The following is a 21,619-nucleotide window of genomic DNA, read 5'->3' as shown; positions in this document are numbered from 1 at the left end:
TCACTTGCGAAAGATTCCCGAACTGTGATCATGGGTGACGCAGATACTGTGTCAATGATTAACTATTGCATTTGCTCCAATAGAAAAATGGCACTGTTACAGAAACTGTAACAGCAAGTTATTAGCTCAGAGGAATTAAACACAACTTATTAGAGTGGCTAAATCCTAATTGAAGGGGTGATGTAGACGAATTATAAAAATCTTGATTTTTAGGAGTTTTCCTATTTATCTATAAAAGTATTGTAGACTACTTAATCACAAAATAACCATCGCTATTGGTTTTTAAAGATAAAATCACGCTTTTTAGTACACGAAATACCAAAACTTTTGTAGGGACACACGGCTGTGCTACCCTACAAGGGAGTGTTATTTAAATGAATGAAAAACGCTGTAAGTTGACACAGATAAAAGTTGTGGCACACTATTTCAATTGATCGGTACACTCCACCAAGCTAAACCATAGGGTTGAATCGCTTCATTTAACTTTTGACGAAACTGGACGCGGATTTTGTAATTGCCAGCAGCAGCAACAGGGCAGAAAATGTGTTCTACACTATCAATTTGGCTGATTGAGGAGCAAACAGCACCAGCATCTGAATTTTGAGCATTAGCTTTTACTAAGTATAAATCTAGATTATTCAAACCGCGATCGCGGAAATTTTCGCCTACATCATATTGCTGGTTTTTATTTTTATCGTTGAGTTCTACCAATCGATCCCAACTCAGAGTAACAGCAACAAAACTCCCCTGCTTTAACGGTTTTGCTAATATATAGTCAACAGAGGTTCCAGCATTTACTGTACGATAATCCCAACCAATGGCAGGTACAGTTGTTGATGGCTGCCATTGACCACTACTAAATTGCTGATAAGCGCGAAATACATTTAAATGACCCGCTCCCATTTGGGCATCTAAGGGAATTTTTGGATCTTTATAAGCATCAGAATCTAGCCAGTTTTGATTTTTTTTATCAATTAGTGTCCGGCTCATTCCTAACAGTAAACCATCACCTCTATCTTGGATTTTATCTGCTGAATTCAGTAATACAGCCTTCATTACTTGATGATGGCGAGCATCAATGCTCCAATGTGGTTGTTTTGTCCGTATCTGTCTGTCACCAAATTCTTGCAATAGAGCAACACTAGCCGTAACTTGAGGCGCTGCAAAACTAGTACCTGTAACCTTGTTCGCTTTGCCATCTGGATTGAGCAAAGGAATATTATTCCCAGGAGCAACTAAACTGATAGCAATACGGTCATCAAGATTAAATTCCTTTCCAGCTAGCCTTCCGCTCACTCCTTGGTTAGCACCCGCTAGATTAGCCACATCTACTTTGTTAAAAACTCCTCCTCGGCGAGATGAAAAAGCCACGTTTATTCCGTTAAAATTATCTGTAGGAATAGGAATACCCCCCTTACCTTGATTGCCTGCGATCGCATATAAAACATCATGAACGCGACTAGACCAGTCAACACATAAAGTTAGTAAAGCATTGCCGTCTAAAGTAGCCTCTGGTCTAGGATCGCGGCTCAAAGGTTCACCAAAGCTAAAGTTAATCGCCCGCACATCGCCACCATTTTGTAGGGCTATATGCTGGGCTGACAAGCACTCTTCTGGCTGACCCATACTTTTAGTGGAACCCACCGCAGACGAATACAGTCGCGCTCCCGGAGCAACTCCCGGCAAAGCTTTGTCTTGGCTCACCATCATCCCAGCGACATTGTAAGCGTGGGGGTCAATACCACTATTTGATTTAGCTGGCCCATTGCGTAAGAACACTCCCGCTAAAGAAATGGCGCGATTTTTAGACACCGCCTTATCCCACCCAAACATTCCAGGCCGGCCAATTTCCACCTGACCAATAGCAATCTTGCGACCGATTAAATTATAAGGAGCTTGGTGTAGCCTCAGAGCGTCAATGCCATTAGTTCCTAGAGCAGATTCTAAAACCGAAGCGATTACCGGCGCACTCAGACAAGAAGCACTTAATCCCCAAATTATCCAGGTTAGTTTTTTAGTCATTTGTTATTAGTCATTTGTCATTAGTAGAGACGCGATTAATCTCATCTGTACAGGAGTTAGGAGTTATTATTCTCTCTCATCTCCCTCATCTTCCCCACTCTCCACTCCCCATTCCCTACTCCCAAAAAATCCGGGAACAAAATTATGAGTCTTGCTCAATGTTTTGTTACAATGCTTACAGACGAGGACGCTTAAAAACCCACCAGCCATGACTCAAAACCTATCTCAAAAACCCATTGTCATTTCTCCATCTATCCTATCAGCCGATTTTAGTCGTCTGGGTGATGAAATTCGGGCCGTAGACGCGGCTGGAGCCGATTGGATTCATGTTGATGTCATGGACGGTCGTTTTGTACCTAATATTACGATAGGCCCTCTGATTGTGGAGGCGATTCGTCCGGTTACAACTAAGACCTTGGATGTCCACTTAATGATTGTGGAGCCAGAAAAATATGTAGAAGGATTTGCTAAAGCAGGTGCCGATATTATCTCTGTACACTGCGAACATAATGCTTCACCTCACCTGCACCGCACCTTAGGGCAAATTAAAGAGCTTGGTAAGAAAGCTGGAGTTGTACTTAATCCTGGTAGTCCTCTAGAGCTAATTGAATACGTTCTAGATTTGTGTGATTTAGTACTGATTATGAGCGTCAACCCTGGTTTTGGTGGTCAAAGCTTTATCCCTGGTGTATTACCCAAAATCCGCAAGCTGCGTCAAATGTGTGATGAACGCGGTCTTGACCCTTGGATTGAAGTGGATGGAGGACTCAAGGCAAATAATACCTGGCAAGTTTTAGAAGCGGGAGCTAATGCAATTGTCGCCGGTTCAGCTGTATTTAACGCTAAGGACTATGCTGAGGCTATTACATCAATTCGCAACAGCAAGCGTCCTACCCCAGAATTAGCCAAGGTTTAATTTATTTCTGGATTAACCATTCTCTACAAAAAATAGGGTGGGCAAATTGCTCGCCCTATTTTTATTTAGACATAAAAAACTGGAAGCTATTCAAGTTTTGAACTTCCAGTAGTTGTTATATAAATTGAAAATTTAGAAACTAGAGATAATCCAGGTTGGGAGGACTAGGATTACAATAGTCGAAAGAGAAGCGTATAGACCTACTAGTTTTACCAACTACGACAATAATTTCACCGTAACTTTTCTGTTTCCGTTCCTGTTATTGGTGTTAAGCGTTTGCTTTATTTAACTAAAGCAACACCAACCACAGGATAGAAAGTTTTATTAGCATTACTCTCATCGTCTGCAGTCGATGAAAGCTGTGTAAAATTTGGATTGGGGGAATCCACCTCCCCAAATTCTCTTTGCTGAGACTTCCTCAGAAAAAGAACCACCAGTAGCAACGGTTGTATCGTTGGTCTTGGTATAGGAGTTATTCACTCCATGAAATGCTGACTACTTTTGTAATAAATTTGATTGATTTCATAGTCAGAACTAATCATTGATTTTATTTATTAAAATTAACCTGTTTGCCGCCAATCACCTCTGTTTTGGTTTAAGTTTTAGTTGTTATTAGTTTACCAATATCTTCAGTATATATTTGCCATTTTGGCACATTTATGCAAACAAATATTAAATTAATCACTGCTGTAGAAAACCTACCACGCTAAAAATTTTAAAATAGCATAGTAGGCTTTCAGACACTCAATCAACTCTTGGGCAGAATCTGTGGATTCCAAATTGTTTTTAATTTACTCCACAGCGTTTCAAGGAAATATCTTGGCTGCCTTCTGGTTTTTGCTTTCCAACTACTTCAAGATAAGCAGGTCTTGAATCTTTTAGCATTTTTAGATTTTCACTTTGCTGTTGTTTTGTTCTATTGGTTTGAGAATTTTCTTTAAGCAAGCGATTGTAGGTACGGTACGGAATGTAATGGAGAGGATTATACCCAGCAAACCGTAGCATTAAAACACATGCCCAGGAGTACTTTCCAGCAATAATTGCTTCAACTACTTTGTCAAATTGTTGAGCTTTGACTGTTGTATCTAAGTTACTACTAATACCAACAATGTCTTGATTCATCATAGTTTTTAGTTATTTTGGATGAAGTAAACTAGTTCAATTTCTGCGATTGTTAGTGTTCAATTGAGGGTTATAAACTGCACTAACCTTTTTGTAGCTGTTGAATCGCTTTCAGGTAATTATCAGTAATTTGGTAGTGTTGGATGTTGACGAAGGATAAAAATCTATCAATCAACAGACGCGTACATAATTTTCCTAAACTCTGATTGGCTCTCGTAGCTTTGAATGGTAAAGATACAGTCTGAAACTTCTTTGCTGTTTAAGCTTTACCTTGGCGCTATTGAGCATTTTAGTAATTTTGGCTGATAACTCCCCTAGTAAACTAGTTTTGGCAAGAGCTAGCTCGTAGTAAGGATACAAATTATATAGATTCATTCCTGAACTGTCCCCTTGGCTTGAGGTTTCGACTGCATTTGACCTGATGATTTTTTTCATGAACTAACGTTTGATTAAAAACAATCAAGTTTTTAATCAAGTTTGTTGGCTGATCAGTCCTAACTATCCAGATTTCCTCCGATGAATTGAGGAAACTGTGCTTATAGCTTGTTAGTAAGTGAAAGGTAAAAATTTATCTTTTGTCTTCTCATCTGATTGGTAGGACAAAAGTCTCGGCGTAGCTCTTAGTAGATGTAGTTTTGTTCTCTGAAACTTTCTCAACTCCTAGTTCAATAAACTTTCTCTGTTAAAACGCCTGTATTTCTTACTACTGCTTAATTAAGCATTTTCCGGCAAATTTCCATATTTTTTTGAGTAGTGGGAAAAACTTATTTATCTTTGAGCTTTAATAATGCCATTCGTATTTATACTATTTTTTTTCGTTAATGTCATCTACTAAGTTAGTAGATTTTAAGCTAAATTTACTGAATGTATTTAAATACGTACTTGCGTCTTGTGCAACTTTTAATTTTGTCCTCCTTCGCTAATTCATGAGGGGTGTGACCCCTCATACAATCTCAATTTAAACCATTTATTATTGTCGAGTCGCTAGAAAATCCTACCATTAACTATGATGTAAAACAACTTCTAAAAACAAGAAAGTTATAAATAGTAGAAAACGTTCGCAGCTATAGCATTGAACATATTTTTATTAATAAGTTCAATTAGATAATTATATTTATTATGCAGAGCTTTCTTGATTTCCAAGAAATACAGCTTCAGCTTATCTAAATAAAGTTACTAATCAATTTAAATCAAGTAAAATATCTCTATATATATGCTTTTACCAAAAAAACGTAGCAGATTAAATAGGTAGAAGATTAGGAAAATTATTGGTATAGATAAAGTTAACTAACACATAAGACAGTTAAGTTTATTCAGCAGTAAATTTTATATGAATTATAAATAAATTGTTTTTGAACAATAAGTAGTCTTGTAAGGTGTCTCAACAGAGCGCAATCCACCATTCTAAGATTTTGGTGAAGTTACATTATTGCTAACAACCCCTACGTGGATTTAAAAAATAAATCGTAGTCCTATATGTGTCTTAATCTTTAAAACTTTTATGAAGCTGAGATTACGGATGCTGTGGTAATTAAGCTAAATATTAGTAAAAACTACCAATTTTTATGAGTAGTACCTTGCTCAACAAGAATACCTCGGTCTAAAACAAAAATATAGTTGGCATAAAGTAGTCTTGAATTCTCAATGCTTCAACTCTTACCATTACTGAAATTTTCCTTCGATTCCGGAAACACTTGGAAAATACAGTCACAAATTTAAACTCTACTTTGTCAGACAAAGACCAATATGCTTGGGTAAAGGTTAAAACTCTTTGTGAAAATCAATTTTTTTAATTAACCGCAGAGGCGCAAAGTACACAGAGAAAATGCTTAACCCAAGCGTATTGCGATAAAAGCTTGTTCTAGATTGGCTTTCATATCATGTCTGCTTGATTGTTTATTAAATCCAAAGAACCACACCCTGCCAAAGCTAGGCTTTGTCTCCCCTCCCCGCAAGCGGGGTTGGGGGTGGGGTATAATGACTATGGTTAGCATAACTAATTATGCGGACATGATATCATGTGAAGTTGACACGGATGATAGCTGTGTGTCTTTACGTTTGTTGGATCAAGACGAGAATCGCTTTGATAGCAAATCAATTAATAACTAAGTAAATGCCCCAAATTGCCATTGCTCGTAAATAAGTGCTAGCGCGGAAAGTACCAGCTGCGGTGATAGCTTCAGGGGTGCGAAATTGCAGACCATTGTCATAAATTTGCTGCACCACAGCTTGCGTCAACTTAAATGCTTCATCTTTCATTCCCATTTGCACGAGAAAAGCCGCTAGCCCAAAGTTTATCCCTGTCCAGACTTCTAGGGGATGAGTAGCTTTAGGGTTTTCTGGTGAACCGTCAGGACGAACACCATTAGCAGCACCAAACTCACCATTGCAGAATTTCAAAAAGCACGCATCATAAACAGTTTTTAAGGCAGAGAGAGCACGATCGCCCGGTACAATATCTGGTAAGTCCAGCAGACGAGCATAAAATTGTCCGCACAATTGATCTGCCATCACTACATCGGAACCACTTTCACTATCAAGTTTGTAATATTGCCCATTCCAGAGTTTTTCTTGGTAAATAGGAAGAGATTGTTGTAACCAAGTTTCATAAGTGGATTTTTGAACCGCCAAGCCACCAAGATCGCCAAGTTTGTGAGTTAATAAAATATCGCTAATTGCGATCGCAGCCTCTAGCGCCGCTAACCATAACCCACCACAATAGGCGCTGACACCCTGTAACCGCCAATCATCAAAGGTTTGGTCAGGCGCACCGGAATTTTCGGGAATCCCATCGCCATCAATGTCAAAAGTTTTCAGGTAGTCGAGGGTTTGAACGATCGCATCCCAGCAATCTGCTAAGAATTCTACATCGTCAGCACCCGTGAGCAAGAAATCACGGTATACTTGCAAGACAAAATCACTACCCAAATCTTTCCATAAATTGCAGTCTTGATAGCTGGTGTAGTTGGTTTTCTCCCAAACGTGTTCATTGGGTGCGCCTAAATCGTGGGGTGTTGCACCTGCAACTTTGCGAACTGCGATCGGGCTTTCTGCCTTAATTGTCATGTAATAGCCAATTATTCGGGGTGTATCATCACCTTGAGGAATCGCCCTTGCAAATGCCCTCATTACCGACTTTTCTAGTTCTGGAAACAACATCAGTAGGGCAAAAGAGCCATACAACCGCACATCGAGACTTTCATACCAACGGTAATCTAAGCACTCTAGCACTGCAAACTGACCGATAGGGTCAAGTTCTGATGCTGCACTCCAGAGAGTACCGCCGCTAGTGAGGTCATAAAGCTCATTAAATAGAGCCATTTTAAACCAGTTGGGTAAATCTTCGCGGTCAAGAATCGGTTTTTGCCAAGCTTGAATTTGCGATCGCCAAGTTTGGTATTCTTGTAACGCAGTAGATGCGATCGCCCAAGCGTTGTTTCCGCTTTTACCAAAAAAGTCTGTATATCTGCGATAATAGTTGACTCCGGCGGCAAATTCTGTGATCGGCAAATCCCAAGCGAGGACAAAGGGGATTTCCAGAGTTTCGCCTGGTTGGAGAGTAAAACGGAGTGCGATTGCAGCTCCTAATTGTGTATTCTCTGTTGCTGTCGTATCTAGATAATTAGGCAAAGAACCATCTTTAGCAAAGCTTTGCCACACCTCATCACCAGTTCCTTCAGGATTCCATCGGGTGTGGTGAAATACCTCCACTTGAGGATGCTTCAACGTTGCAATACACCAAGTTCCGTCACCTTCTTGCACATCACTACCAACCCGACCTAAAACACAGCCAAACTGTTGTGTATTTTCAACTATTTGGTTATAGTTTCCTTGACTTTCGCCCCAGCGCGGTTGGTATTCATAAACCGGACTACCATCATCGCGCACCCGCACTTCGGGAGATTTTAGAGCGTTTGTAAACCAGCCCACCATATTTTGCCAAGTGAGCATAATACTGAGAGTAATAGGTGCATCTGTAGGGTTGTGGGTATTCCAGAGGAATATTGCCACAGGGTAGCTAGTTTCTTGATAATTACCTGCCCAAATTGGGGAAAATTGTTCACAAGTCAACTGTGCTTGAAATACATTTTCATACACAAACCAGCTACGTGGATATAGCGCGTGATAATTACCTGTCCCCTCTGTGGTGGAAGTTGTCGGATACCATTGCCAAGCTTTGAGAGTACCATCATCGGGCGCTTGCGTAGATAAAGCGTAGGCTTGGGAAGATGTGCTATTAGACTCAAACACGCTGAATTGACAAGCGGGAACGTTTTTGAAGGTATGTTCACCCCCATCGATGTGCCACAGATTAAAATCTCCCCGTGAAGAACGACCAATGCAACCTGCACCAAAACCGCCCAAAGGCATACCATGCCAAGGGCCATCATCGATATTACTTGCGTAGCGGACGGTATAAGGTTTGTCCCAGCCTAAGCCGATTGGACGGCTCCAAGTGCAAGAGGGAATTTTCACAGAAAGTTGATTTGTCATCGCTTAATGTTACATTGTGCAGTTACGTCAATGAAGACTAGCGCGATGTGTGATTTTTCTCAAGGGGCACAACGATACAAGCGCACAGCATTGCATTGGTATCAACTTATTTGATACCCCAAATCAGTAATGGGAGAATGTCAAGTCTAGTTTTATCGAAGGCTTAAAAAACAAGATTCTCTAAACAAACAGGCGCACGGAGGTAAGCGAGTAAACTGTATATTATGAATATTCCACCTTCACTTAACACAATTATTCGGCAACAGCCTTACCCGCTTTTATTCGCAATTATCAGTGGTTCCCACTTATATGGTTTCCCGTCACCTGATTCTGATTATGACTTGCGTGGTGTGCATATTTTACCAGTTAGGGAAGTGGTGGGATTAGAGACTGGGAAAGAAACTATTGAAGTTTCAGAAGTTCGGGAATCTTTAGAAGTTGATTTAGTTACTCATGATGTCAAAAAATTCTTTTTGATGCTACTTAAAAAGAATGGTTACGTATTAGAACAACTGTATTCACCTTTAATCTTAACCACTTCACCCGAACATGAAGAATTAAAATTTATTGCCAAAAATTGCTTTACCCGCCACCATAGTTATCACTATCTTGGTTTTGCTGCAACACAATGGAGACTTTTTAATAAAGAACATACGTATCAAATAAAGCCATTACTTTATGTTTATCGGGTTCTATTAACGGCAATTCATCTGATGCAAACAGGGGTACTTGAAGCTAATTTAATTAAGCTAAATGAGGTTTTTAATTTACCATATATTCCTGATTTAATTGCCCAGAAGTTAGTAGGCACAGAAAAGTCTGTTTTATCAGATATTAATGTATCTTTCCATCAAATAGAATATGAACGTCTGCGTAATAAATTACAGGAGGTATATGAATGCAGCCCATTACCTGAAGTACCTTCAGCGAATGCGGATTTGCATAATTTGTTGATACGCCTGAGAATGAGGAGCTATGAATTATAAGTGAACAACTCATAATTCATAACTTTGTTTGTAGGAAAATATTCTTGTTACTCTACAACTTCAAAGTCCAAGCAGCAAAAGCTAAAGCACCCCAACCTGCAAGAAAAGCTGCACCGCCTATTGGTGCGATCGCTCCCAAGGATTTAATACCGGTTAAGCTAAGGGCGTACAAGCTACCTGAGAAAATAGCAATACCAATGATAAACAGCCATCCACTAGCTACAAGAGTAGGTTGAGGAAATTCGGTGCGACTAATTAGTATTGCTACGAGAAAAAGTGCTAGAGCATGATACATTTGGTAACGAGCGCCAGTTTCAAAAATTTCTAGCGATCGCTCACTAATTTTTTCCCGCAAGGCATGGGAAGCAAAAGCACCAGCAGCAACTGATAAACCGCCTAAAATAGCAGCTACGCTCAAAAAAATCTGCGTCATTAGACTTAGCCGTAAGTTAATTATTAGTCATTAGTCATTGGTCATTAGTTAATAACGAAGGACAAATAACAAATGACCAATGACAATTAGACATCAAAATGATATGATACAGCCCCTTCTTCATTTACCTTAAAGTTTGCATTGAAGTCTTTAGCTTTTTCATCTAAATATTGCCTAGCATGGGCTGCGGGTAGTTGTGACTGCATTGCAAAGCCTAAAACAGTTATACGCCCATGATTTTCTTGTAGCATTTTATAAAAAATTGATTGCAGGCGATCGCTAACTTGTTGATTAAGCGCCTTTTTCTCCTGTCGGCTTTGACGGTATAATCCCAATGCTAACCATGTACCCAATGTTAGGGTAGGAATGCCAAAAATTAGACGTTCTACCGTAGTCTCATCAATTACAGGGGTATTTGTTTCTGAGAATTCAAACGAACCATCCCAAGCTACGGGTAGCGTGATTGATTCTTCCATAGTCGTTTTATTAAATACCTTTGCTGCTGATAGAGTTACAAACATGAATCCCATTGTCAGTAGCCAAGCTGCGGCCAATTTTTCAGCAGTTTTCATAGTTCCACTTCAGATTTAGACTTTGCTAGCGATTTTAACCTTACTTTCGCAAAGGTTCCAATATATCAATTTACTCCTGACGATAGGTTTGTCAGCGTTTCTTTTATCTTCTTCAGTCCTTTCTCGATAGTATATAGGCGCTTAAGGTTCTCCCACTGTTTATTTGTCACAAAGGAAAGCGATCGTATAAATGTCAAAACTATAGTATAAATTTTGCCTTTGTTACTTAAATAAGGGTGTGCGATCGCTATAATAATTAATTGTTCATGCTCCCAGTCAGAGCGATGTCTCCGACGGGCTACGCCTACGCCAAGATTAAAAGTAGAACTTAGCGCCAACTATAATACTTACCAGTGTTAAACCTTAAAATTTTCAAATCGCAGCAGAGGTATAATATTTATCTTGCTGCGATTCTAAACTTAGTTGCGTGTAGCTTCAAGTAAGCGGGAAAAATAGAAACGAGTCTTCGTCATCGCTTTTCGTTGCAATGAAAAGCCATTACTTTCCAAGATTTTCACCACATCAGCCTCACGATGCAAATATGCACGAGTCGCTTTACTTGGCCCGGGAAAGAAACTACCAATTTTCTTGAGTATACTTAGGGCGCAAGTCTTCGGCGCAAAACTGAGAATTATCCGCGACTGTGCCAAAGAACAGAGGTGAGAAATCATCTCATCCGCTTTTTCTTGAGGGTAGTGGATGAGAACATCCAAGCAAATAACGGTATGGTAACTACCACTCAACGATTCTAAATCTTGCACGGCAAAAGTGGGATTTTCGGCATTTCCTAACGTTTGCTTGGCTCTATCCTTGCCTTCTTCCACCATTTTTTCAGAAATATCGGTGGCATAGACTTTAGCACCATCTACCGCTAGCGGGATGCTGAGACTACCGACACCACAGCCAGCATCACAGATTGATAGCTCTGGTAAATTGTTATCAGCCTTCAGCCAGCCGAGAACTGTATCCACGGTTTGCTGGTGTCCATTGCGGATGTCTAGTTGAACTTTGTTGACTTCGCCATCGCCGTAAATTCGCTTCCAACGGTCAAATCCGGTAGAATTGAAATACTCACGAACAATCGTTTTATCGTCGGCTGCGTTCATAAACTTTGATTTTTAGGGGTTCCCAATGCTTAAAATTATCATTGATGGGAACCCATAAGAACGGTCTTCCAGATTTTTATAGATATGGCGCACAGAAGTCATTTAGCACATCTTTGCACCTCTAATGATTCAAATGATCAGTTGTATGAGCCATTTTCTACTATCTATTCATCTATTCTTTTCGTTACTATAAATTTTATTGTTATTTCACCTTGGAAATGTAGATAACCCCTTTTTAAGGTGGTATCGTAATTGCGATAGCTTTGCTCGCCGTAGGCATTGCAACATTTATGCTGTTAAAAACTTAGTTGTTTGTAACTAATGTAACTAATAAACTAAAAAGTTTAAGTAAAATTTTTTACGCAAATAAATTTCCTATTTAGGTTTAATTATTAAATATGGCACTCAACTCGCTAACAGACAGCCCTATTATTGCATTTACAATTCTCCTAACAGTAATCTTTACTGTACCTCCTATATTTGAGCGATTACGGCTACCTGGATTAGTGGGGTTGTTGGTGGCAGGGATATTACTAGGGCAAAATGGACTAAAGTTATTAAACCCTGAGTCTGAAACTATCAAGCTGCTTTCGGAGATTGGCAAGCTTTATTTGATGTTTGTGGCAGGTTTAGAAATTGACTTAGAGCAATTTCGTAAAACTAGAAATCGCTCAATCGGGTTTGGCACTTTAACATTTTTAGTTCCAATGATTGCTGGCATTGCTACGGGGCGATTATTCAATTTTGGTTGGAATGCCTCTGTCCTAATCGGTTCTTTACTGGCTTCTCATACCCTCTTAGCATATCCAATTGTGAGTCGTCTGGGAGTGGTAACAAATGAAGCTGTAACCGTCACGATTGGTGCCACAATTTTTACTGACACAGGTGCTTTGCTAGTATTAGCGATTTGTGTTGGAATTCACGGAGGAGAATTCTCCGCCATGAGTTTAGCGATTTTATTAGGTGGATTAGCAATTTACACTGCTGTTGTCCTGTTTGGCTTTGACTGGGCAGGAAAAGAGTTTTTTCGCCGCTCTGGGGATGAACAAAGTAACCAGTTTTTGTTTATATTACTAGCATTATTTTTGGCATCTGTTGGAGCGCAGGTAATTGGAGTTGAAAAAATTGTTGGTGCTTTTTTAGCAGGTTTAGCTGTCAACGATGTTCTAGGACGTAGCCCAGTCAGAGAAAAAATCGAGTTTATTGGTAGTGTTTTATTTATCCCTTGTTTCTTTGTGGACATGGGATTATTGATTAATATTCCTGCATTTATCAAAACCCTCAGTTCAATTTGGCTGACTCTGGTAATTGTAGTAGCTTTGATTGGCAGCAAATTTATAGCAGCATTCTTAGCCAAATTATTGTATCGCTATAACACGGCGGAATTGCTAACGATGTGGTCATTGTCGCTACCCCAGGTAGCAGCCACACTAGCAGCAACCTTGGTTGCTTATCAAACGGTAAATCCTGCTGGTGAGCGCTTAATTAGTGAAGCTGTCTTGAACAGTGTGATTGTCCTCATGCTAGTAACTGCAATTCTGGGCCCCATAATAACAGCACGATTTGCTCCTTCATTACAGCTTTCTCAGACAGATTTTGAAACAGATAGTTTGACAACTTGGTGGCAAGGTAATGAAGATGAGCAAGTAGAGAAAAATCAATATCCATTTACTGTACTAGTGCCAATATACAACCCCCAAACCCAGCGATATCTAATAGAAATGGCAGCACTACTAGCTAGTCATGAATCTGGGAGGATTGTGCCATTAGCTATTACTAGAGCACATATTCAGATGGATGATCCGCAATTAGTAACAGCGCTCAACCAAAGCCGGGAAAGATTGAATTTAGCTAAAGAAATCAGCCAAGAATTTGACGTGGAAGTATCACCAGCAATTCGGATTGATGATGATGCAGCTTTGGGAATTAGCCGCACCAGTCGAGAACAAAACGCTAGTTTAGTAGTGATGGGTTGGTCGCAGACAACAGGTTTACGTGCCCGCTTATTTGGTAATGTAATTGATAGCGTTTTCTGGTCTTCTCACTGTCCAGTAGCAGTAACACGCCTATTAAGTAGTCCTAAGACAATTCAAAGAATTCTTGTGCCAGTTGGAGACTTAACGCGGCAAACTATCGGTGCTTTAAGGTTTGCCCAGATTTTGGCTGATGTTAATCAGGCAGAAGTAGTGCTGTTACACATATCCGATCGCAAAACACCGCCTAATCGAGTCGAAAACTTTGTATCTCAATTGTCTGATATTACTTCTAAAAGCCAATTACAAGTGAATACGAATATCCAAACAATCAGGGGTGATGATATTGCTAGAACCATAATTCGGGAAGCTCAGGCATTTGATTTAGCGGTGTTACGTTCTGTTCGTTATCGCACAGCAGGTGGATTAGCTGTGAGTGAAGTGACAACGCAGTTAATTAGAGAATTAAAGTGTTCAATTGTTTTGTTAGGAGAACCTCACTCGTGATGTGGGGAAGTCGATACCAGTAAAATGAGAAAAGACTTGCGATCGCTTTTGGGCCAGTGATGAGAATCGACAAGAGCGATCGCATGGTTTTATAACTGTTCTCAAAATTGCTCTTGAGATAATAATGGCTCAAATGATTGGTAAGCCTCATAGTTCCGAAAGTGTCGAGCATATAAATCAACAATCTCCTCAGATGAATTAAAGTCATCATCCAAAACTGAATTTACGTCTACTACTTGCTGCAAAGACCAAGTAATAGTTTCTCCATTTTCATTTGTATAGCTGACGGTTTCATTTTTACCATGATTCAAAGCCTTTGCTTTTGCTTTTTCTAAAGAAGTAGCTTTAATCAAAACAAAGCTTTCTTGGTACAAGGGTTGATAACTAGGTGCATCTGAAGACGATTTGTAGAGAATTATAGCAATGTAAAAGGATTCAACTTTATTTGCACTTTCAATTTTCATCTGATGTTCTCCCCAGCTACTTTTTAAATCTATTATCATTCAATAATTTCCAAGCTTTTTTACCACTAGCGGATTTATTTATCTTGATGTCTTCTAAATAAGAGTTCAAAAACTCGCTGGGAAACTCCCGCCTAATCGATGCTTTGCGGCACACACTAATAAAAGTATCAGCCAACAAACTTAAATTGTCGTTTGCTTCACAACTATCTCCTGGTCTAAATTGGCTTATTAGTAAGGATTGCTCAGATAAATTTGCATTGTTGTAATTATAGGTTAAAGCCTGGGAGTGAGTAGCAATAGGTTGTATAAGCAATCCCATAGTTAACAAACTGGCCAGTGGTTTTTGCAGCATATAGTTGAAAAATAGCCGACTATTTCCGTTTTCATAAGATAGTGAATTAATATTACTGCCGAAACTAACTGCGTAGCCAACGCCACAACCGACGCAACCAACGCCACAAATCACGGCGAGAAACTACTGGCATTTTTGGTTGAGAAAGACGCTCAATTGCATTGTCGCAATCTTGCACATCAGCATCAAGTCTCATAGTCTTATATAGTTTGCTGGCATTATGATAAGCACCCAGCGCATCTGATTCTTGGCCAACTTTTTCCAATGACAAACCTAAGTTATACCAGGCGATTGCTTGCCCTCGAATATCGCCTATCTCTCTTTTGATTTCCAAAGACTGCTGGTGGAATTCAATCGCCCGTTGGTATTGTCTCAGGGAAAAGTAAGCATTGCCCAAACCGATTAAGGAACCACCTTCGCCATTGTAATCGCCTATCTCCCTAAATATTTCCAAAGACTGCTGGTGGAATTCAATCGCCCGTTGGTACTGTCTGAGGGAAAAGTAAGCATTGCCCAAACCCATTAAGGAATTACCTTCGCCATTGCGATTGCTTATCTCCCTAAATATTTCCAAAGACTGCTGGTGGAATTCAATCGCCCATTGGTACTGTCTCAGGGAAAAGTAAGCATTGCCCAAATTGCCCAAGGAATTACCTTCGCCATTGCGATCACCTATCTCCCTGGATATATCCAAAGACTGCTCGTAGAACTTAATCGCCTGTGGGTAGTTTCCCAAGGAAAAGTAAGCAAGACCCAAATTCATTAAGGATTTGCTTTCAGTATTGCGGTCGTCTATCTCCCTGGATATATCCAAAGACTGGTCGTAGAACTTAATCGCCCGTTGGTACTTTCCCAAGGAAAAGTAAGCAAGACCCAAATTCATTAAGGATTTGCTTTCAGTATTGCGATCGCCTATCTCTCTGGATATATCTAAAGACTGCTGGTAGAACTTAATCGCTCGTGGGTACTCCCCCAAGCAAAAGTAAGCATTGCCTAATGAAGTCAGAGAAGCCCGATAATTACAATTTTCTCTATCGTTAATTTCTTCCCACTTATTTACCAACTGCCCATATAATTCTACTTGGTCTATGTAATAACCCTGTAAGGTTAAAAAATCATTGCAAACCCAAATGCTATCAAAGGCAGAGTTATAATCTTGCAACTGATAAAAGTGATCAAAGATTTCCAAGTATTCTTTAATATCGTCTTTTGTCGTCCAAGGTGGTTGTTTAGCGATTGAGCGATAATAACCAATGGCTTTTTGATGCGCCTCCGTCCGATCACCAGCTTTATACCGCACATACTCCAACACCACTGCCTGAAACTCAAACCGCCGCCTACCATTGAGTTTTTCTACTAACAAAGAACGCTTAACCAGATTCCTCAATTCTCCCTCAATCTCGGCTGCTGAACTTCCCGGCAACATAGCCACTGCTGCTGCACTGTCAATGGCACCACGATAAACACTAATATTCAGCAACAACACCTTTTGTAACTCATTCAACCGATTAAAACTGGCATCCAATACCAACACCATCCCCACATTTTCCCGGCGATGGATACCTACCACTTGGGAATCTGTCAACAACTGGCGCAAATTCCCTAAGCCTAAATCTGCTAATCTGCTTAAGTCTGGGTCTTGGGGATATTCTTCTTTTAATAAGTCTGCTACCAATCTCAACAGTAGGGGATGTCCATCTATTAATTCCACAAACTGCGTTAAATCTCCCCGAATGCCTAATACAGTTAACACTGCTACTGCTTCATCTAGTTGCAAACCTTTCAAGGATAGCCACTCAAAGCCTTTTAATTCTGGTCTTTCCCTGGTGGTGACTAGCATCTTACTATTACCGCCAGATTCCACCCAACCATTGAAAAAGTCACCGTAAAACAGACTTCCCCACAGTCTATCAGGTTGTAATAAACTCTCCAGGTTGTCAATAATCAGTAAAAATTGCCCAGAACGTAAACACCTAATTAGCGCCTCTACTAACTGCGCTTCTTGTTCTGGAACGGAAAAGCCAAACTCTGTGAGGACTTGACGAGCTAAATCGCTAAAACCTGCCCTGTTACTGACATCAGCCCAAAATCGTTTGGGGAAACCCGCAATTTCATCATAAATTTTAGCAGCCAGCATCGATTTACCTGTGCCACCAATGCCTTCTATACCAATTAAAAAGGTATTTTTATCAGTTAACCATTGCTCTATTTGGGCGATTTCTGCTGTTCTTCCTTGCCAGTAAGCCAAACTTTTACCGGGATTCCCTGCTTTGAGAACCCCCGGCGATTCTCTTTTGGTACTGCGTTCTAGCAACTCCAATATTTCTTGCTGTGTAGCACCAAAAACAGTAATACTGGTTACTTTGGGTTATCGTACCTCCTAAAGTCATAGGTTGGGTTATTAACGTTACCTGCTGTATTTATTTGTGTACTGTCATCGTAAGACTGAGCATTGACATTAGAAGCGCTATTATTTGAACTTGTAGTTGTTTCTTCCCAAATCTTAGCTATTTCCTCTGCAAGTGCTGTATCCGCTTCTAAAATCTTCTTGAGTTGCACCCGCAAACTTGTTTGTAAATCTTCATCTTCTGGCTTTTGTGCCACATCCGTTGCTGCTTCTTTCGCTGCTTCCTTAGCCTCTACCTTGGGATGTAACTTATCCCAAATCGCTTTGGCTTTATTCCAACCATCTTCACCTACTTTTTTAGATGCCTCTTCTACAGCTTTATTACCCACATTCAACAGAAATGGCAGATAGGGAGCGAGAAATTTAATGAGTAGAGCTATATCCATTGGTTTATGATATCTATCTCAGAAATGTACATACATTTTTACTAAGTATATTAACGCTTTTTCCCCTATCACCTTGATTCTTTTACCTTAAGGTGAAATTTAGCCTAATCATCTCAATACTGCGTAAGTTTTGAAGATTTGTAGCGACTGTTTTAAAAGTCAAGTGCGGGCTACGCCTACGCACCTGTGTACTTGATCGCGGTGCGACAAAGTTTGAATTACTCCAACACGACTTTGAAGTACCTCAAAACGACTTTGAAGTACCTCAAAACGACTTCGGAGTACTTCAAAACGACTTCGGAGTACCTCAAAACGACTTTGAAGTACCTCAAAACGACTTCGGAGTACTTCAAAACGACTTCGGAGTACTTCAAAACGACTTTGGAGTACTTCAAAACGACTTTGGAGTACCTCAAAACGACTTTGGAGTACCTCAAAACGACTTCGGAGTACCTCAAAACGACTTTGGAGTACTTCAAAACGACTTTGGAGTACTTCAAAACGACTTTGGAGTACTGTTGGGTTTCGTTCCTCAACCCAACCTACATCGACACCAGAGTGATTCTTTAGGCAAAACCTACGCAGTATTGCCACTCTTCTATAAATGTTTTTCTCTCAGATAACAAGCAGAAATAACAACAAACCTCCACAGAAGTTTTATTTTTCTTCAAAGACAACAAAAGTTTTTCATGCAACAAGAAAAATTTGTTGATTTTATTGTTAAATTTTGTAAAATTGATGTCTTCAAGACTAGAAACCTGATATTTAGATAGCTAAACTAGCAAACAGTGCATCTGTACTGTTATTTATTAAAAGTAGATGTGGCGCTATAGCGTGAATGATCCCAGTACAACTTATCCTCAAAAACTTTCTTAGTTACCGTGATGCAACTTTAGATTTTCGTGGTTTGCATACGGCTTGTATTTCGGGTTCCAATGGTGCGGGTAAATCTTCACTTTTGGAAGCAATCACTTGGGCAATTTGGGGTGAAAGCCGCGCCACTGCTGAAGATGATGTAATCTATTCTGGTGCGAAAGAAGTTCGGGTTGATTTTACTTTTCAAAGCAACCAGCAAAAATATCGCGTAATTCGTACCCGAATTCGGGGAGGTACTAGCGTTCTGGAATTTCAAATAGAAATACCATCTGGGTTTCGTTCACTCACTGGCAAAGGGGTAAGAGCAACCCAAGATTTGATTCTAGAACATATCAAGCTCGATTACGATACATTTATTAATTCTGCTTACTTACGTCAAGGACGTGCAGATGAGTTCATGCTCAAACGCCCCACAGAACGCAAAGAAATTTTAGCAGAGTTGTTGAAACTCAATCAATATGATGATTTAGAAGAACGGGCAAAGGAATCTTCTCGTCAGTTCAAAGCAAGGGCAGTAGAGTTAGAGCGTTCTTTGGAATCGATTAAAATTCAGTTGCAACAACGCCAGACAACCGAAGCGCAAAGAGTCGAGTTAGAAGCCGAACTCAACCAACTGCAACAGGTACAAGCTTTTGATAATATTCAATTACAAAGTTTGCAAGTTGTCCAGCACCAGCGCCAGAATTGGGAACAGCAACTCAGCTTTATAAAGCAGCAATACCAAAATCTTACCCAAGACTGCGATCGCCTCCAACAAGAACAATCAGCTATTGGCTCTCAGCTATCAGATTTAGAAAAAATATTACATCAAGAAGCTGAAATTAAAGCTGGATACGCCCAATATCAAAGTCTTCAATCTCAAGAAGAAGCTTTTGCTGCCAAATTTGAAGAATATACCCGCGCTGGGCAGACTCGCCAACAAAAGCAACAACAGCTTACCAAACAAATTCACGAAATCGAACGGCAACTGCAACAAGCTCAAGCGCAGTTAGAAGCTTTGCAGCAACAAGAGCGAGATATTCAGCAAACTCTGACTAAATCAGGTGAAGTAGAAGCTGCTTTGTCACAATTAACCGCAGCCCGTCATCATGTTGCTCGTTTAGATCAACTGCAAATGCAAGTTACTCCCTTGTTGCAACAACGAGCAACTTTACAAAGCCAACTCGATCGCACTCATGCTGGTTTAGTAGCGCGACTCGAACAACTCCAAAGTACTGAGAACCAATTGCAACGCCAGCACCGCCGCCAACCACAACTGCAACAAGCGGTGATGGATGTAGCAATCCAGATTGAAGAACTGGAGAAAAAGCGGGTTTATCTACAACGAGTGCAAGAAAAAGGGCAAGAAAGGCGGCACTTTATCGAACGTCTGCAAGCTCATCAACGCGATTATGAAAAACTGCTGGGAGAATTAGAGCAAAAATTGCAAATGCTGCAAAATCCTGAAGCTCTTTGTCCATTATGTGAGCGTCCTTTAGACGAACATCACTGGAGTCGGGTAGTAGAAAAAACCCAGGCTGAGTTAGAGGATACTCAAGGGCAGTTTTGGGTAGTGCGAGAACAAATGGCTGTATCAGACAGAGAAATTCAGGTACTTAGGCAAGAATATCGGGAAATTTCCCAACAATTGGCAGGCTACGATGGTTTACGCGAACAACGGGGACAGTTAGCAGCCCAGTTAGAAGCTACAACTGATGTGCAACAACAGTTACAACAAATTGCTGCTGAAAAACAACATTTAGAGCGATCGCTCCAAGCTGGTGATTACGCTCCTGATAAACAAGCCGAACTCCGGCAGCTAGACCAATATTTGCAACAGGTTAATTATAATGAACAAGACCACGCCCTCGCCCGGAGTGAAGTTGAGCGCTGGCGTTGGGCAGAAATTAAACAAGGGCAGATTAAGGATGCGACTAAGCGACAAGCGCAACTATTAGCCCGAAAACCAGAATTACAATCCCAAATTGCTCAATTACAAGCCAAAATCCAGCAGGATCAGATTGATTCGGAATGTGCTAAACAAATAGCAGCTCTTGAACGTCACATTACCGAAATTGGCTACAGTTCCGAGCAGCACAACAATCTGCGTATGGCTGTCCGCCAAGCTCAATCTTGGCATTTGCGGTATCAACAACTGCTGTCAGCCCAGCAGCAATATCCGCAACTCCAGACGAGATTGCAAGAGTTAGAGGACTCTAGAAGCGCCAGAGTAACAGAACGGCAAAAACTTGGCGGACAAATTGAAAGCATTATCCAGCAGTTACAAGCAACAGCTAACCCATCTGACCAAATTCAAGCTTTAGAGCAGCAGTTAGCAATCCGCAGACGGCAACTCGATGAACAAATTGCCAAACTAGGGCGTTTAGAGCAGTTGGCGCATCAACTAGAAACGCTGCAAATTCAGTACAAACAACAGCAGCAACAATTACAATCTTGCAAGCAGGAATGCCGTGTTTATCAGGAATTAGCGCAAGCTTTTGGTAAAAATGGTATCCAAGCACTGATGATTGAGAATGTGTTACCGCAACTGGAAGCTGAGACAAATCAGCTACTTTCGCGGCTGAGTGGGAATCAGTTTCATGTACAATTTATTACTCAGAAAGCTGGACGTAGTGCTAAATCAACCAAGAAAAATGCCAAGCTGATAGACACATTAGATATTTTAATCGCCGATTCTAGGGGAACACGAGCTTATGAAACTTACTCTGGTGGAGAAGCTTTTAGAATTAACTTTGCCATCCGTTTGGCTTTGGCGAAATTATTAGCGCAACGGGCGGGGGCGGCTTTGCAATTGTTGATTGTGGATGAAGGTTTCGGTACACAAGATGCTGAAGGATGCGATCGCTTGATTGCAGCGATTAATGCGATCGCTTCCGATTTCGCCTGCATTCTTACTGTCACCCACATGCCCCACCTCAAAGAAGCTTTCCAAGCCAGGATTGAGGTGAATAAAACTCAAGAAGGTTCCCAATTGAGTTTGTCAATTTAATTACGAATTACGAA

Annotated in this window: 16 protein-coding genes; 4 read left to right on the top strand and 12 right to left on the bottom strand. The window is 40.4% G+C overall.

Annotated features, from left to right (window positions below; all coding sequences use genetic code 11):
- Window positions 1-426: 426 nt before the first annotated feature.
- Window positions 427-2,022, bottom strand: coding sequence for a S8 family serine peptidase (locus tag RMZ43_RS20225; RefSeq protein WP_322649819.1), 1,596 nt, complete (start codon window positions 2,020-2,022; stop codon window positions 427-429).
- Between the two features lie 208 nt (window positions 2,023-2,230).
- On the opposite strand from RMZ43_RS20225, the gene rpe reads away from it, so the two are divergent.
- On the top strand, window positions 2,231-2,938 hold the full coding sequence (gene rpe, locus RMZ43_RS20220; protein WP_109008981.1) for a ribulose-phosphate 3-epimerase: 708 nt from the start codon (window positions 2,231-2,233) through the stop codon (window positions 2,936-2,938).
- 786 nt (window positions 2,939-3,724) lie between these two features.
- Here rpe and RMZ43_RS20215 read toward each other — a convergent pair.
- Window positions 3,725-4,060 (bottom strand): HetP family heterocyst commitment protein, encoded by a 336-nt coding sequence (locus tag RMZ43_RS20215; RefSeq protein ID WP_416212094.1) that lies wholly within the window; start codon window positions 4,058-4,060, stop codon window positions 3,725-3,727.
- A 2,094-nt stretch (window positions 4,061-6,154) separates the two neighbouring features.
- Complete coding sequence (locus tag RMZ43_RS20210; protein WP_322655378.1) at window positions 6,155-8,554, bottom strand: GH116 family glycosyl hydrolase; 2,400 nt, start codon at window positions 8,552-8,554, stop codon at window positions 6,155-6,157.
- A 224-nt stretch (window positions 8,555-8,778) separates the two neighbouring features.
- Here RMZ43_RS20210 and RMZ43_RS20205 point away from each other — a divergent pair, with 224 nt between their 5' ends.
- A complete protein-coding gene (locus RMZ43_RS20205; RefSeq protein WP_322655377.1) occupies window positions 8,779-9,540 on the top strand; it encodes a nucleotidyltransferase domain-containing protein in 762 nt (253 codons plus the stop codon).
- A gap of 52 nt (window positions 9,541-9,592) precedes the next feature.
- On the opposite strand, the gene RMZ43_RS20200 is transcribed toward RMZ43_RS20205, so the two are convergent.
- The 4 genes from RMZ43_RS20200 to bchM all read right to left on the bottom strand — a co-directional run bounded on the left by RMZ43_RS20200 (window position 9,593) and on the right by bchM (window position 11,651).
- Window positions 9,593-9,973: a DUF423 domain-containing protein gene (locus RMZ43_RS20200; RefSeq protein ID WP_322649823.1), complete on the bottom strand. Its 381-nt coding sequence runs from the start codon at window positions 9,971-9,973 to the stop codon at window positions 9,593-9,595.
- Window positions 9,974-10,059: 86 nt separating this feature from the next.
- Window positions 10,060-10,545: a hypothetical protein gene (locus RMZ43_RS20195; protein WP_322649824.1), complete on the bottom strand. Its 486-nt coding sequence runs from the start codon at window positions 10,543-10,545 to the stop codon at window positions 10,060-10,062.
- Window positions 10,546-10,610: 65 nt separating this feature from the next.
- On the bottom strand, window positions 10,611-10,883 hold the full coding sequence (locus RMZ43_RS20190) for a hypothetical protein (RefSeq protein ID WP_322649825.1): 273 nt from the start codon (window positions 10,881-10,883) through the stop codon (window positions 10,611-10,613).
- An 81-nt stretch (window positions 10,884-10,964) separates the two neighbouring features.
- Window positions 10,965-11,651: a magnesium protoporphyrin IX methyltransferase gene (gene bchM, locus RMZ43_RS20185; RefSeq protein ID WP_193946323.1), complete on the bottom strand. Its 687-nt coding sequence runs from the start codon at window positions 11,649-11,651 to the stop codon at window positions 10,965-10,967.
- A gap of 398 nt (window positions 11,652-12,049) precedes the next feature.
- Here bchM and RMZ43_RS20180 point away from each other — a divergent pair, with 398 nt between their 5' ends.
- The gene (locus RMZ43_RS20180; protein WP_322649827.1) at window positions 12,050-14,131 is read left to right on the top strand and encodes a cation:proton antiporter; all 2,082 of its coding nucleotides are present in this window, start codon (window positions 12,050-12,052) and stop codon (window positions 14,129-14,131) included.
- Between the two features lie 101 nt (window positions 14,132-14,232).
- Here the strand turns inward: RMZ43_RS20180 and RMZ43_RS20175 are convergent, their stop codons facing one another.
- The 5 genes from RMZ43_RS20175 to RMZ43_RS20155 all read right to left on the bottom strand — a co-directional run bounded on the left by RMZ43_RS20175 (window position 14,233) and on the right by RMZ43_RS20155 (window position 18,334).
- Window positions 14,233-14,595, bottom strand: coding sequence for a DUF4288 domain-containing protein (locus RMZ43_RS20175; RefSeq protein WP_322655376.1), 363 nt, complete (start codon window positions 14,593-14,595; stop codon window positions 14,233-14,235).
- 16 nt (window positions 14,596-14,611) lie between these two features.
- Window positions 14,612-14,947 (bottom strand): hypothetical protein, encoded by a 336-nt coding sequence (locus RMZ43_RS20170; protein WP_322655375.1) that lies wholly within the window; start codon window positions 14,945-14,947, stop codon window positions 14,612-14,614.
- 64 nt (window positions 14,948-15,011) lie between these two features.
- Window positions 15,012-17,261 (bottom strand): tetratricopeptide repeat protein, encoded by a 2,250-nt coding sequence (locus tag RMZ43_RS20165; RefSeq protein ID WP_322655374.1) that lies wholly within the window; start codon window positions 17,259-17,261, stop codon window positions 15,012-15,014.
- 44 nt (window positions 17,262-17,305) lie between these two features.
- Window positions 17,306-17,740, bottom strand: coding sequence for a hypothetical protein (locus RMZ43_RS20160; protein WP_322655373.1), 435 nt, complete (start codon window positions 17,738-17,740; stop codon window positions 17,306-17,308).
- A 159-nt stretch (window positions 17,741-17,899) separates the two neighbouring features.
- On the bottom strand, window positions 17,900-18,334 hold the full coding sequence (locus RMZ43_RS20155; RefSeq protein WP_322655372.1) for a hypothetical protein: 435 nt from the start codon (window positions 18,332-18,334) through the stop codon (window positions 17,900-17,902).
- 244 nt (window positions 18,335-18,578) lie between these two features.
- Between RMZ43_RS20155 and RMZ43_RS20150 the strand changes: the two genes are divergently transcribed.
- Window positions 18,579-21,605 (top strand): SMC family ATPase, encoded by a 3,027-nt coding sequence (locus RMZ43_RS20150; protein ID WP_322655371.1) that lies wholly within the window; start codon window positions 18,579-18,581, stop codon window positions 21,603-21,605.
- The last annotated feature ends 14 nt before the right edge of the window (window positions 21,606-21,619 follow it).

The organism is Nostoc sp. CmiVER01 (assembly GCF_034531135.2).
In the GTDB taxonomy this organism is placed as follows: Bacteria; Cyanobacteriota; Cyanobacteriia; order Cyanobacteriales; family Nostocaceae; genus Nostoc.
The sequence above is the reverse complement of the archived record's forward strand: the minus strand, read 5'-3'. Positions and strand labels throughout refer to the sequence as shown.